The sequence below is a fragment of the Bradyrhizobium sp. 21 genome (assembly GCF_023073335.1).
Taxonomy (GTDB): domain Bacteria; phylum Pseudomonadota; class Alphaproteobacteria; order Rhizobiales; family Xanthobacteraceae; genus Bradyrhizobium.
The window spans coordinates 85,091-99,668 of the sequence record NZ_JADPJG010000032.1 but is presented as its reverse complement, the minus strand read 5'-3'; the positions used below and the strand labels follow the sequence as shown (position 1 = coordinate 99,668).

The 14,578-nt window shown below is 63.4% G+C and carries 9 protein-coding genes; 2 read left to right on the top strand and 7 right to left on the bottom strand.

All coding sequences use genetic code 11. The features are described from left to right. Positions 1-2 precede the first annotated feature (2 nt). The 7 genes from IVB31_RS25805 to IVB31_RS25775 form a co-directional block, all read right to left on the bottom strand. The gene (locus tag IVB31_RS25805) at positions 3-3,455 is read right to left on the bottom strand and encodes a hypothetical protein (protein ID WP_247329445.1); all 3,453 of its coding nucleotides are present in this window, start codon (positions 3,453-3,455) and stop codon (positions 3-5) included. Further along, positions 3,452-6,967 carry a fibronectin type III domain-containing protein gene (locus IVB31_RS25800; protein WP_247329442.1) on the bottom strand — a complete coding sequence of 1,172 codons (3,516 nt, stop codon included), beginning with the start codon at positions 6,965-6,967 and terminating at the stop codon, positions 3,452-3,454. The genes IVB31_RS25805 and IVB31_RS25800 overlap by 4 nt, the downstream gene beginning before the upstream one ends. A gap of 142 nt (positions 6,968-7,109) precedes the next feature. Then, positions 7,110-8,759 carry a hypothetical protein gene (locus IVB31_RS25795; RefSeq protein ID WP_247329439.1) on the bottom strand — a complete coding sequence of 550 codons (1,650 nt, stop codon included), beginning with the start codon at positions 8,757-8,759 and terminating at the stop codon, positions 7,110-7,112. A gap of 512 nt (positions 8,760-9,271) precedes the next feature. Further along, positions 9,272-9,412, bottom strand: coding sequence for a hypothetical protein (locus tag IVB31_RS25790; RefSeq protein ID WP_247329437.1), 141 nt, complete (start codon positions 9,410-9,412; stop codon positions 9,272-9,274). A 130-nt stretch (positions 9,413-9,542) separates the two neighbouring features. Next, positions 9,543-10,676, bottom strand: coding sequence for a DUF305 domain-containing protein (locus IVB31_RS25785; RefSeq protein ID WP_247329435.1), 1,134 nt, complete (start codon positions 10,674-10,676; stop codon positions 9,543-9,545). 9 nt (positions 10,677-10,685) lie between these two features. Beyond that, positions 10,686-11,231: a hypothetical protein gene (locus IVB31_RS25780; RefSeq protein WP_247329433.1), complete on the bottom strand. Its 546-nt coding sequence runs from the start codon at positions 11,229-11,231 to the stop codon at positions 10,686-10,688. 15 nt (positions 11,232-11,246) lie between these two features. After that, on the bottom strand, positions 11,247-12,422 hold the full coding sequence (locus tag IVB31_RS25775; protein ID WP_247329431.1) for a zinc-dependent alcohol dehydrogenase: 1,176 nt from the start codon (positions 12,420-12,422) through the stop codon (positions 11,247-11,249). A 166-nt stretch (positions 12,423-12,588) separates the two neighbouring features. Between IVB31_RS25775 and IVB31_RS25770 the strand changes: the two genes are divergently transcribed. Both IVB31_RS25770 and IVB31_RS25765 read left to right on the top strand, forming a co-directional pair. Beyond that, positions 12,589-13,371 (top strand): SDR family NAD(P)-dependent oxidoreductase, encoded by a 783-nt coding sequence (locus IVB31_RS25770; protein ID WP_247329429.1) that lies wholly within the window; start codon positions 12,589-12,591, stop codon positions 13,369-13,371. Positions 13,372-13,595: 224 nt separating this feature from the next. Beyond that, positions 13,596-14,552, top strand: coding sequence for a cation diffusion facilitator family transporter (locus IVB31_RS25765; protein WP_247330555.1), 957 nt, complete (start codon positions 13,596-13,598; stop codon positions 14,550-14,552). Positions 14,553-14,578 lie beyond the last annotated feature (26 nt).

The window sequence follows — 14,578 nt, the reverse complement described above, 5'->3', positions numbered from 1 at the left end:
AGCTAGCTCCTTCGCGGAATACGGCCGATTCGCTTGGCGCGGCTCAGCCTCGGTTCGGATCCCGTCCTTGCAGCGTCCACCGGGCCGTGGTGGCCGGGTGCCGTCAAGGCGGAGGTGCTCTTGCCGTCGACCGATTTCGGCTTGCCCGCCTGATAGGCAGCGAGCCAGCCGAGCTGGCCGGTGGAGCGGCCGTCCGGGCCGCCGAACAGGCTGAGGTCGAGATTGCCGGGCGGAAAATGAAAGCCGAGCACCGACAGGCCGAAGCGCGACAACCTGAGCAGATAGGCGCGCTTGCCGTTCTGCTGGTAGGTCGAGAAAATGAAGCTCTTGAAGCCGAGCTTCAGCACGCCCTGTAGCGGAAAGCTGCCGTCGCGTGGCGACGTGCCGGGAAGCTTAAGGCCAAGATAGATCGCTGGCGCGCTGCGGTTGTCGACCACCGACCACGCCGCCAGCAATTCCACCTTGAGGCCAACGCCACTGGCGAGCGCGCCGAGGCTGCCGAGATCGAGCGACATCACGAGCCCGTACCAAGTTGGCGTCATCGGCATCTGGTCGAAAGGCGCCGACACCGATAGATAGCCCATGTCCTCGGGCGCAAGACCCGTCGCGGTATCGCTGAGCGGCGTCAGGTCTGGGCTGGTAACGAGGCTACGCACGGTGACGGGGAAGCAATTGACCAGACTGTCATCGCGCGCCACGCTGTTGACGATGTCGAAGGCGATGCCGGTCTCGTTGGCGCTCCAGCTCTGCACCGTCGGAGCCGTCGTGGCGAAATCGAGCGTCAGCGCCAGCTGGCTGAAGATCAGGAAACTTGGCGGCGGCGCCAGTTCGTCCGGCGGCGTCGGCGCGCCGCCATAGCTGAAGAGATCGAAACCCTCGACATCGAGAAACTGCAACTTGCCGCCGAGCACGAAGCTGCAGCTGACGTGGCCGGGCGCCGGATTGGCTTGCGTCTCGATGCGCAACGAGGCGATTTCAACCACCGCAAGCGCGGTGTTGCTGGCATTGAAGCGGTTCTGGCCCGAGAGCCCGAAGGCGTAGGCAGGAGAGCCGGAGGAGTTTTGCAGACTGCCGGAAACGACCAGATTGTTGCCGTGCTGCGCGTCAATCATCAGCAGCGGTGCGCCGAACAGCCGGTTCAGCGCCAGTTCGATCCGGCACGAAAAGCCATTCAGATGCGCGTTGGCAAATTGTGCCTTCAACTGCATCGTCTTGAAGGCGAAGGGCGTCGTCTGTGCGATCACGAGGTCAACCGGGTCGACGTAGTTGATCAGCCCAAAAACGCTACTCTGCTTCAGCTTGATCGGATTGCTGCTGGAGTCGAACGGGGTCAGCCCGACGCCGATGTGGTGCGCGAAGAACCGGCTGGCATCGATGCCGGCTGCCAGAAAGGTCAGCGCCGGCGGCAACGTGCCGAGGCCGATCGGCGCGTTGAGGAACAGCACACCGTTCCAGCCGGGATCGATCAACACATCGCGATAGAAAGCGCCGATCGGGCTCGTCGGATCTTTCGCGGCGATGTCGCGGGCGTCGGCGATATAGGCGTCGAGCCGCTGCCATGTCGCGTTCAGGCTACCCCCTGCAGGGATGGCAGCCTCCGGCCAGCCCCAGGCGGCGCCGTCGGCTGCGAGGTCGACCAACGAACGATTGGCATATTTCCACACCATCATCGTCGGATCGTCACCGGTGCGCCACAGGCTCGGATCGAACTGGAAACGCCAGCCGTCGAGATTGAGTGCGAAAGGCGGCACGCAAGTCGCGGCCGTCGCCAACAGTGTGGGATTGGCGACGACGAAGAACCGCTGATTGGCAAACAACGCGGCCGTAAAGGCCGCGTTTGGATTGGCAAACGCCAGCGACGGCGTATCCGTGTCCGGCAGGCTGGCGATGATAACCTCGCTGATCGCCGATTGCGTGTCATTGATCTCGATGAGGAGGCCCTGCGGCGTGACGGCGAGGGTGTCGGTCGCGGGCGCCATGGCAAGATGCTGGGCCGGTTGTGTGATCTGCAGGCGCCGCTTGGGCACAAGCGCTGCGGTCTCCAGCGCGCGCGCCGCCGTGGCCTGCGATGCCGCCACCCCCGCGTAGGCGCCGACAGGGTAGCTGACCGGTCTCGGTTGGCTGCTACCCGGCAGCGCGGGCAGTTGCGCCGCCGGAACCTGCTGATACGGCATCGCTCCGTCCGCGATGCCGGAAAACAGCGGCGACTGGCGCGGTTGCGCGTAATAATAGAGCCCGGGATTGCCTGCCGCCGACGGCATCACCGAGATCCACGCGGTTGTCGCTACGCTCGTCAGCAGCGCTTCATCGCTGCCGGGCAACGTGCCGTCGAGCGCGACCGATGGCGCGAACGCCGGCTGGCCGGCATCGAATACCACGAGCGTGCTGCTTGAGGGCGCCAGCTGAATCGTCTCCAGCCCGGACATGCCGAGCATCAGTTGATCGACCAGCCCGGGCCCGGCGCCGCCGCTTGGCGGCACGACTGTCAGCGCATAGGCGCCGTCCGGCGCAAGGCTATAGAGATCGAATTCCGAGGCGATGTCGGCATTCGAAGACAGGTGCGAGGCGCAGCGGCAGAACATGAAGCCGCCCGTCGTCAAGGGCGCGGCAACCGCAGCCGGCTGCAGCGTGGTTTTGTAGCCGCGCTGCGATACGAAGCCGGCAGCGATGCTGGGGAACGGCGCGACGAAGCGCAGTTCGCTACGGCCGCGCATCTGCGGATGCAGGGGATCCCAAGCGATGGCGAGCGTGGAGGGGGCGCTCAGGTCGCCCATAATCTTCATCGAGACCGGGCAGATGCGCGGATCCGCTGGTTTGCGGCTGGTGCGGATCGCGTAGCGCAACTCGACGCCGAGGTCGGCGAGATCGCTGCCGCTGACTGCGAAGGTGCCGCTCCACGCCCCGATCGAGCTGCCCTGAAACGGCAGCGTGGTCGCGGCGGCGGGCCGGAACTGGGCGCCGGGGGCTGCGATCGTGGCGCTGCCGGCCGCGATCATCACCTTCGCCGGCACGGACTGATCGAGCGTCAAGGTGGTACCGGCGGCGATGCGCAAACCGTATGTGCCGAGGCTGAAAGCCCAGATCCCGAATGTCGTCCAGTCCGGCGCGCTCGGCGGACCGGAGGCGACCGCATACCAGGTCACTGCGCGCCAGTAGCCCGGCGGGTCGGCCGGATTGATCAGCCATAGCAGGCGCGGCGGCCCCGCCCTGGTGATGACCGGCAGCCATGTGGCGAGCGCGACGGCGAACGTTGCGGGATCGGCTGGCGTGGCGCTGAGAAATAAATAGGTGCCGCCGATATCATTCCAGGTGGTCGCAAGATCGAGCGTCGACGGCAACGTGAGGGTCGCGCTTGCAAGATAGCCGGTCCAATAGCCGGTGACGCCTGCGTCGCCCGAAGCATTGGAGCTGAACAGACGGGTCGCGCCGATCCGGTTGAAAGCGACCGCGGTCATGGAAAGCTGATCCTGTCTCCGGGCAGAACGGCAAGGTCGAGCGCGCTGAAAGGGCCGCCAAAGGTTGCCATTGCCGCCCAGTCGAGCCGGACCTGATAGCGCTGACCGGTAGGGTAGATCAGCGGCGGCGGTAACGGCGTCGCACTGACGATGGCCAGCGCCGGCCCGCCGGAACGGTCGAGCCGCAGCCCGGTCAGATGCAATGCCGTTGCCGGCGGCCTGCTGCCGCAGCGATCGAGCAAATTGCCGACGGTGGTGCCGACAGGCACGACCGCTTCGACGCCGTTGACGCTGACCCGCATCATCACCCGCACCACCGCGCGACCGCGGAAATAGACCACAGTCGAATTCGCGCTCGGTATCGGCGTGCTTTCGCTCAGATGCTTGTAGGTATCGGCCGCGGCGAGCGCGAAATTGGCGTCGGGCGCCAGGTTTCCCATCGAGGTTGGATTGAGCAGCGTGCCGGGAAAGAACAGCCGGTAGAAGGGCTGCATGAAGCCGGTAAAGAACATGTCCGCCGCCTCCGCGACGCCGGCGGCCTGATTGTTGCCGATGTCGGTGGTTGGCGCCATCACGGTGACGGCGCCCGATGCCACCAACCGCGACATCAAGGCATCGGCGGAGACCGTCCAGCCGCCATTGCCTGCGACCGCATCGCCGATGTCGAAATCCATCACCGGACCGCCCGCAAAGCCGTTCAGAAAAGACGGCTGATCGCCGGACCAGGCATTGACGTAATTGGCCGCGCCGATCCGCAGAACAAACCCAGGTCTGAGGTCGATGCTGCCGGTGCCGTTGCCGTTGCCGAGCTCGAGGCCAAAGGCATAATAGGGAATCTCGGCGAAGGTCTGCGGCATCCAGCGGGCGATCAACTGCTGCATCAACGCAATGCCCCAAGGCGCGGCGCCGGCTTCTTCCACCGCTTTCAGGAACGCGATATAATCGCTCTTGACCTGGGAGCGGATCGGCGATGCATCGCTTTTTGGAAATGTCCAGACATTGCTGCTGGCGGCGAAGCTCAAAAGGTAGGGCAGCGCCGTCTTGGTTGCCTCGTCGGTATTGAGCGACAGCTGGAAGGCGCCGACCGCAGCGGGCGGCGCAAACGTTGCCGGCCCCAGGGGTGGTACGTAGAGCGTGATCGGCGCGGCGGCAAAGTTGAGATCGCTCGCGGGCAACAGATGTTGCACCGCCTGCGACGGCGGCTCCGTCGAGACGAACCACGCAGTACGAAACACCAGCAGCGGATCGGACGGCAGGCCCGTTCCTGCCGGCGTGACCGCACGGACGATGATCGCGTAGGGCTGCTTGTCAGTGGTCAGCGTGACGGGAAAATTGATCTCGGCGCCGGTGGTGTTGGCCGTTTTGATCACGGCGCCATTGCCCATCAGGGAGACGGTATAGCTGACACTGTCGGTCACCGGCTCCCAGCTCGCGCTGATGCTCGCGCCGTCGGTGTCAGCCGCCAGCAGTTTCGGCGCGGCGGTCGGCACCTGTAGCGGCAGCGAGGCCGGTCCGGTGACTGTCACGCCGTTGGCGATTGCCTGCGCCTGCACCGTCAACTGCAACCGATCCGTTAGGACGAGCGTTCTGGCCAGCAGCAGACTGTTACTCGCGGTCGTCACGCTCGCCGAGCCGTCGGCGAAGGCGATGAGATAGGTCGACTGCGCGATCGCGTTCCAGGTGATGGTTGTCTTGCTTGCCTCCGAAGTGGTGGCGAGCAGGCCGGTTGGCGCCGTCGTCAGCAGTTTGGCGACGGTCTTTGGCGTGCCGTCAGGCTTGGCATAGAAGGTCACCGGGCCATTGAGGATGACGAGATCGAGACCGAGATTTCCGCTCTCGACGGCACCGATGCCGAAGCCAAAGGAGGCCTCCGTCGCTCCGGTCTCGACCGTAGCGACGATGACCGGCGTCGCAGCGGAAAGGTCGAGCAGGCGCAGCCGGTAGGCCGAGACCGGTCCGGCGGCGGGCGCGGTCCAACTGGCGTTTATGCTGTCGCGCGCACTGGTCGCGGAAACGAAGCTCGCCGCGGCAAAGTTGATTGTCTGCGTGGCAACCGGCAGCGTGCTGGAGGCAGTCGCCGCCGTCAGTGTCAGCGTATAGACGAGCATGCCGGAGACGGAGTTTATCGGCACCGCGCGCGTATAGGTGGTCAGCGGGCCGTCCGCGCTGAAGGTGAACGTCGTGCCGCCGTTTGAGTCCTTCAACACCAGCGTCTGGGTCGAGATATCGCCTGCCGGCGGCGGATAGCTCCAGTTGATGGTCAACGTCCAGTCGGTGCCGTTGGCGGCCGGGGTTACCGTGATGCCGGTGAAGGTTGGTGCGATAGCGGCGACGCGGAACGGCGCCGAGCGTGGTCCGGTCAGAGCGGGCAATTGCGAGGTGGCGGCGAGTTGCGCATAGGCCACAAGACCGAGATCGCCGATGCCGGCGGCGTTGATCGGCACCGATACCGCCGTGCCGGCGGCGGTCACTTCCTTGATCAGCCGGCCGCTCGACAGCAGATCGACCATGATCTTGGTGCCAGCGGGCGCCGACGCCGGTAGCGTCGCGGTTGCGGTGATCGCGGTCGGTGTGACGGTGATCGCCGCAAGGGTTGGGCTCGATGTCAGCAGCGGTGCGGCCGAAGCGACAACGGGGCCGACGATGTTGCCGAAGCGCGTCCGGCCGCCGGCAATCCAGCTCCTGGCTGTATCGAAGACACCGACTTCGGCGATCCCACCGCCGGGGCCGGCGCCGACGCTGAGACTGAGCGCATTGGTGCCAGTCGACCGGATTACCAGATCGAGGCCGATCTCGCCGGCGAGGAATTTGGTGCTACCGTCGGGAATCGCCGGCGGCGTCCAGACGACCTGCACAGTACGGCCGTCATAGTCGGCCGAGGTGACGATCGGGCCTGCGACCGGAATGTCGTAAACCTGCATTACCGGTCCCATGGTAAACGGTGCGGCAAACGCTATGCCATTGATCGGGGCCATCAGTTGCAGTTGCACAAAGGCACCCGGCGCTGGCACCACGCCGTTGTTGAGCGCGACGACGCCGGAGACGCCTTGCAGCTGGGCATAGCCGACGTATGTCAACGGATTGGAGTTGTACACCATCGCTTGCGCGCCGATCCCCGGGACGTAGCTGTCTGGATAGCGCCAGCTCAACCAGAATTGCGTCAGCTCGTCGCTGAGAGAGCCTTCGGCCAAGGTCGGCACGTCGGTGATGACGACAGAGGAAGAATATTGCTGTGGATCCGACCAGTTCAGCGAGCCGGTGAACCATTGCGCGTCGACGAAAGCTCCGCGCAGGTTCGACAGCGGCGCATCGGGAATGAGCGTCAGCGAGTTCTCGCCGGGGTCGCCTGTGACGGTTTTGAGCGGGTTCTGCCCGTCGCGTAGCCGGATGGCGAGCTTCGGGTTGGGGTCTGTCAGTGCATCCACCGTGACGGTCAGGCCGATCGGGCCGAACGCAGGTCGCGGAAACCATGGCGACTGATAGGTGATCCCCTGAAACGTCACCTTCGCCATCTGAGTTTCCTTTTTTCGTCGGTAGATTCCGCCGCTTCCCCCACGGCGCCGGGCGCCGCGGCCTTCCTCTCGTGAATGTTGCGCGGTCGTCCGTCCCGCTGACGACCGCTTCAGGCGCTACGGTCGTCTCGCGGCAACATGATCAGTACTGGATGTCGGAGACGGCGCTGGCGTAATCGGTCTTCAGTGCGGCGGGGACGCCATTGCGCGAGTTGTCGACCTCCATGTGGATGCGGCGGCGGTCGCGGTGCATGGCCAGATGATCGCCGACAAGTATGCCGTTGGCGAAATAGGTCCCGATCGTGTCGGCGCTGATCGCGTCTTGTTCGTTGCCCAGCTTCAGATTGACCAGCCTGCCTTGCCAGGTAATTGCCTGACACGACGCAACCGCGTCTGGTCCTCGCTCCGTGATGACCTGTGCGTCGGGTTTCAGATCGCACAGGGCACAGAGCCCGTCGGTCGTGACAATGGCATGCAGACCACTGCCAATCAGTTCGAAGCCGGATTTTGTCTGTAGCCGGTACACCGCGTCCGCGCCGCGCTGGCTCTGCTGGCCGGTGTGCATCCCCGTTGTCGTCGCCTCGACGCCGAGCGTGCCGCCCTTGAGGTCGGTCACCACGCGGTGCGAGTTGTCGATCTCGGCAAGCGCCAGTTTATTGCCGCCGGCCATCGTCACCTGGGTTTTCTCGTCGAGACAATGCCACCAGAACATGACGTTCGGGATGATCTTGCAGTTCGGGCTCTTGTCGCCCGGTGTATTGACGCTACAGACCGTGAAGGGCTGATCCGGCATCGGCGGAGACTGGATCGGCACCGTGAACTTGAAGAAGAAATAGGAGATTTTCTCGTTCACTAACGCTTGCGGATTGTAGACCAGCGAGCCCGTGTCCTTGTAGGACTTCTGATCATAGGGGAAGTTCCAGGTGATCAGATTTGGATTTGTCAGGATGATCTTCGCGGCAACCGTGGCCGCCGGGGTATAAAGGTTGACGGTTTGGGTGCTCGACGTGACGAAATAAATCACGCTGCTATAGACCGCGCCGGCGATCGGCGACCCTGCGGTCCCCTTCACCTGGTAGGGCATCTGGCATGTGCCGGCAAAGGGCACGATCAGGTAAGGAGACCCCTCCACATTGTCCGGCTCAGTGTACCAGTAGTCGGCGTCTACGTTCTTGATCCAGAGCGGCTTGCGACCGACCGCGATGATGAGCCACCTTCCGTTTTTCGGAGTCTGGGTCGGCAAGGAGACATTGATGTTGTCCGGACCGATACCCTTCAGCCCGGCGCGTGCCGTGTTGGCGATCGCGGTGAAACGAACCTGGTGGTCCGGCGTCACCGAATGATGGATCGCCAGAACGGACATCTCATCTCCCGTCGGCGGCTTCGCGTTCGCCGTGTCGGTCGACACCGGCATGAAGCCCTCCTGCACGTTGCTGTTGGCGCCGGCCGCCAGCAATTCGCCGGTTTTGCTGTTCGACACGAATAGCGTGCCGCCTTGCAACAGGGTCGGTCCATTCGCTGCGTGCAGCACCATGGCGGTGGCTCGCGCCTGGGTATCCTGCCCCATGTCGGCGATGACGAGATGGTCGGGCTGATGGCCGCCCGCGGTGGCGCCATGCAGCGCCGGATAGCGCGTGGCATCGCGGCCGGCGGCGTTCAGCGCTGCCGTGATCGCGTCGCGGTGCAGAGAATTTGCTGGGTCGAGTGAGGTCGGCACATCGGGGGGCAACTGGCCCATTAGGGCGGTGAGCGCATGACGCGCGGAATCGGGCAGCGAGATGTTGGCTGGCACTCGGGATCCTCCCCTTCAGCATACCGGTCCAGCGTGCGCAGGAAAAATGGCAAACCACACGCGCCGCCCGGCCTTGCTGCGCACAGCATGACCTGGAGGCGGTGTGCCACCCGCGACAATGGTCCGTAAGCTTTACATTGTAGTTTTCTTATTCAGCAATGTAAAGGTGTGTATGACCCTCCTTGTATTGAGCTCCTGTTTTTCCGGTTCCTAAGCAGCGCCAACCACACCGCGGACTACGTTGAAGCGCTCGGAAAGCTGTCCGCCTTGGTGATCGCCAGCGTCCGTGAATTCGCCGAACCCGAGCATGGAGTCGATCCGATGAAGCTCGAGAGCCTGCTTCCCGCTGACAGCTGAGCTCTTGACACGGATCTGACGGAGATACGCTGTCCCTGCGAAGTCCGCTCCGAGGACGTGGTCTCGCCAAGCTCGTCGTCAATCAGAAGGCGGGTGATTTCGGCCCGGATGAATTCGAAGACCAGTACCAAACTGCCCTTGGTTGATCTCATTAATTAGAAGTGCGACGGCGGCCGCTCGCGCGCGCTCGCGAGCATCTGATGAGACTCGAGGTGACCGATGGTGGTGGGCATAGCTGCAAGCAGCTTGAGGCCTCCCGGTGAGACCTCGACCAGGCCGGCGAAGCCTGGTTGCATCTGTCATCCCGTTGGCGCAGCACGCGCGTCCGTCTGGAGGAAGCCATCGTGACCGGTCATTGGCATTTGACAATTCGCGGTGACGTGCATCGACGGAGCATAGATTGACGCGGCAGGAGCTCCGAGGGTCCTACTGCGCCGAGTTTCCTGATCGAGCGTTGACGTTATCGTTCATCATGTTGCTGAAAGCGGTCGCCACGGCGACAGTGCCACTGACGCCGTCCATCAAGGCGATTTCGCCTTGCTGCTCGTGGCGTATGGCGTGAGCCATGATGCGCAAGCGCGGATCGCCACGGCTGCGCCACATCTGATCGGCCATTTTTACCGCGCCCTTGTGATGCCGGGTCATCATCTCGACGAAGATCTGGTCGAACCGGTCGGGCGGCGCGGCCCTGACGTGCCGCATTTCGTCCGGCGTCAGGAAGCCCGCCATCGTGGCGCGCTCTTGAGCGGTGCAATCCGGCATCTCCGTATCAAACCAGCTCAACCACCAGTTTTCGAAGATCGCGTTTTCGCCGGCCTGGCTCGCGACCATCAGCATGGCGAGCTTTTGCAGATGCGGATCGCTCGCGCGTGTCACGGCTAGGTGCGCAAGCTCGATGCCCTGCGCGTGATGAGTGGTCATATGCCGGATGTAGGTCTGGTCCCCATCCCTGTCGTGACCCATCCACGCTGGCTCGTAGCCATGGCTGCCGAACAGCGCGGCCGTTCCGAGCAGCCCGATTGCGACCACGGCGCCAATTGTCCAGGCGTTAGTGAAGCGCACGTCCCGTTCCGGTGCCGCGCCGCGTCGCCAGCGCAGCCGGGCGAACAGCGGATACATCACGGCCGAGGAGCCATGAACGAGCAGGCCTATCCAGTAGGGCTGCTGCAGAGTGAACAACGGCTGCCAGAACGGAAATAAGGGGACCAGGAGGAACCACTCGGTCGCCGAGGAGAACATGGCCCAGGGCAGGGCGAGCAGCAGGATCATCAGCGGGCGAAGGTTGGCGGTCCAACGCCCGAGCAGACCAAAGAAGACCACCGCCCAGGAAAAGTCTGCCCATTGATGAAACGCGATGCCGGTGACGATCGAGCTCCACGACGGAGCGGCGCTGATTGCCCAATCGCGGGCCGGAATCGCGGCGACCGTCATCCAGTCGACGGCCGCGTCGCGGCCGATCCGGCCGGCGGCGAGCTGGCTGACAAGGGTCGAGAAGGTGCTGCTGATCAGGCCGAGCTCGACGGCGGCGACCCAGCGGGATCGTCGACGGTCCGGTTCCACGCCGCCGCTCTAGGATCTGACATTCGCCGGGATGTGGTTGATGGCATCCTTGGCACGATCGCGTGTCGCGGAAATTCCTTTCGGAAACCCGCTGCGGCCGGGGTAAAGCTTGCGGCGTGCATCTGGCGGTGGCCGCTGGGGTTTGGTGTCTTGCGCGACGCGATAGTCGAGCATCGCGATGCCGCCGACCATCAGGAGTGCAAGCGCGACATTGCCCTTCTTCGGATTATCGGCCGTGAGTCCGGACAACAGGGCGGCGGCATCTAACCCGTCGCCGCCGACCCGCGCCCAAAGTCCGGCGTTCTTGTCGACCGACAGGGAGAGGATGCCGCTGAAAATCTCCCGGACTCCGAAGGCCCGGACAAGCGTCTCCTTGCCTTCCATGCCTAACGTCTCCGTGACGCGCCGCGCGGCAAACAGCTCGATCGCGCCGAGCCCGATGCTGAACCAGCCGAGCGCACGGGCGAGCTGATCTTCAGGCTGCTTCAGGCTCGGGCCGCCCTCGATGATCTTTGGGTCGCCCTCGGAACGTACGATGTTTGAGAAATGGAACATGTTTGATCTCGCTCTTCAGGGCTTCAACACAACCTTCACACAGCTATCCCGCTTGTCACGAAAGACCTTGTACATCTCAGGCCCCATCTCCAGCGGAACAGTGTGAGTGATCACGAAGGACGGGTCGATCTCGCCTTCTTCGATGCGGCGGAGCAGGTCGTCGGTCCAGCGGTTGACGTGGGTCTGGCCGGTTCGCATCGTGAGCCCCTTGTTCATGAAGGCGCCCATCGGCATCTTGTCCGAGAAGCCGCTGTAGACCCCCGCGACCGAGATGATGCCGCCGGGCCGGCAGACATAGATCATCTCGCGCAGCACGTGCGGCCGGTCGCTCTCGAGCATCACCATCTGCTTGGCACGGTCGAGCACGGTGTCGGGCTGCGACGCCATGACATGCGCTTCCATCCCGGCACAATCGATGCACTTCTCGGGGCCTCTGCCGTCGGTGAGCTCGTTCAACCGGTCCACCACGCTTTCGGTTTCGAAATTGATCGTGGTGGCGCCGCCTGCTTCCGCCATGCTGAGCCGCTCAGGGAGGCGGTCGATCGCGATCACCTGGTTGGCTCCGAGCAGTATGGCGCTGCGGATCGCCATCTGGCCGACCGGCCCGCAACCCCAGATCGCGACGGTGTCGGTCGGCACGATGTCGCATTGAGCAGCCGCCTGCCAGCCGGTCGGGAAAATGTCGCTGAGAAAGAGCAGCTGCTCGTCGGGAATGCCATCGGGCACCTTGATGTGGGTGGCATCGGCAAACGGGACGCGCAGATATTCGGCCTGTCCACCCGGGTAGCCGCCGGTCAAATGCGTGTAGCCGAACAGCCCTGCCGTGGTATGCCCAAATGCCTTGTCCGCGAGATGGCGCTTCCGGTTGGTGGTCTCGCACACCGAGAAATTGCCGCGTTTGCATTGGTCACATTCGCCGCAGATGATGGTGAAGGGCACCACGATGCGATCGCCCTTCTTCAATTTGCCGTCCATGCCCGAGCCGACCTCGACCACTTCGCCCATGGTCTCGTGGCCCATGATGTCGCCGGGCAGCATGCCGGGAATGAAATTGTGAAACAGGTGCAGGTCGGAGCCGCAGATCGCGCAGCTTGTGACCTTGATGATGGCATCGCGGGGGTCCTGGATCTCAGGATCAGTGACGGTATCGCAACGGATGTCCTCCTTGCCGTGCCAAACGAGCGCCTTCATGTCTGTCCCTCCGGTTCGAGCCACGAGGCATCCAAGTCGAAGCATCAACGATGGTTGCTATTGGCAGCAGAAAATCTGCGCATCCAGAATGGGGCTTGGTCGACAGATAGGAACCAGCCGTTTGAGCGGCGATTGAGCCCGATCACAAGATCATCGAGGGTACGCCATGCCAGCCAACCAACTCGCCATCGTCACCGGGGCCTCCACCGGCATCGGCCTGGAGCTCGCCAGATGTTGCGCCAAGGCCGGCTTTGATCTGGTCATTGCCGCCGACGAGCCAGCAATCGAGGATGCGGCCCGTGACCTCCGAAAGCTGGGCGTCAGCGTGGAGCCGGTTGAGGCGGATCTCGCAACCATCGAAGGCGTCGACAAGCTGTGCGCCGCGATCGGCGATCGCCCGATCGATGCTTTGCTGGCGAATGCCGGCGTTGGTCTCGGCAAGGCATTTCTGGATCAGGAGTTCAGCCGAATCCGGCGCGTGATTGACACCAACATCACCGGGACGCTCTACCTCGTCCATCGTGCGGGCAACCAGATGCGCCGGCGCGACACCGGCCGAATCCTGATCACTGGCTCCATCGCGGGATTTACACCGGGCAGTTTTCAGGCGGTTTATAACGGCAGCAAGGCATTCCTGGATTCGTTCTCGTTCGCGCTGCGCGAGGAACTCCGCGACACCAAGATCACGGTGACTTGTCTGATGCCCGGTGCAACCGAGACCGAGTTCTTCCGCCGTGCCGACATGATGGACACGAAGGTCGGAACCGAAGAGAAGGACAGCGCGGCGGATGTGGCCAGCGCCGGTTTCGAGGCCATGATGAAGGGAGAATCTGACATCGTGACCGGGTTGAAGAACAAGATTCAGTCGAGTGTCGCCAACGTCACGCCCAATGAAATGCTTGCGAAGCAGCACCGCAAGATGGCCGAACCGGGTACAGCAAAATCGTAGGGAGGCACTTAACTTGTGGAAATGCAGGGACCTGTTTTGACGTGCTACCTGACGAACTGGCCGCGCGTGCCTCACGTCGAGAGGCCCGGGCATTGAGAAGGCAGGTACTCCCGCGTCCAAATTAATCCGGATGGTCGCGTTTTTACCGGCGCCGGAGGTTTGAGTCGAGTTTGGAGCAGCATGCGGAACGAGTGCAGGATTTTGCACAGCCAAGTACGGCGAATATGCGGGCAGGGTCATCGTCGAAGAGTACCGTCTACGCCGCTCTCATCGGCAACGCGCTCGTTGCCGCGACGAAAGTTGGCGCCGCCTTATGGACGGGCAGTGCCTCCATGATGAGCGAGGCCATCCATTCCGGCGTCGATACCACAAACGAAATACTTCTGCTCTACGGCTACCGCCGTGCGGGACGCCTGCCAGACGAGGTGCATCCGCTAGGGTACGGCCGCGAGCTGTACTTCTGGAGCTTCATCGTCGCGCTTCTCATTTTCGCGCTTGGCTCCGGTGTCTCGCTCTACCAGGGCATTGCGCGCGTACTGAAGCCCGAGCCGATCGAAGATCCGCTCGTCAGCTTCGTCGTCCTCGGCCTCTCCTTTGTGTTTGAAGGCGCCACCTGGCTGATCGCTTGGCGCCGCTTTCGTTCAGAAAACAAGGGCTACGGATATTATGAGGCGTTCATCCGTAGCAAAGACCCTCCAGCCTTCATGGTTCTGTTCGAGGATAGCGCGGCGCTCGTCGGCATCATCATCGCAGGCTCTGCGACGGCGGCAGCGGTATGGTTCGTACAGCCTGCCTGGGACGGTGCCGGATCGATTCTGATCGGCATTCTCCTGGCCATCGCCTCGATTGCCCTGGCCCGTGAGAGCAAGAGCCTCCTGATCGGCGAGCCGGCCCATTCCGGACTCGCCCGATCGATTCTTGAAATCGCGAGGCGTTCGCCTTGCGTGCTCCGGGCCAACGGTCTCATCACGGTGCAGTTGTCACCGACCGAGGTCGTTGCCGCGTTGAGTATCGAGTTTGCAGATGACAAGAGGGCGGATGATATCGAGCGTGCGGTCATTGCGATCGAAACGGAAGTCCGGAAGCGACACCCGAGCGTCGCAGCCCTTTTCGTCAAACCGCAGACCCATGCGCGCTATCACGCCGCGCGAAAGAGCCGCTTCGGCAAACTGGCGCGGTAAGGACGAACAGGAGTTCCGCCGCAAAT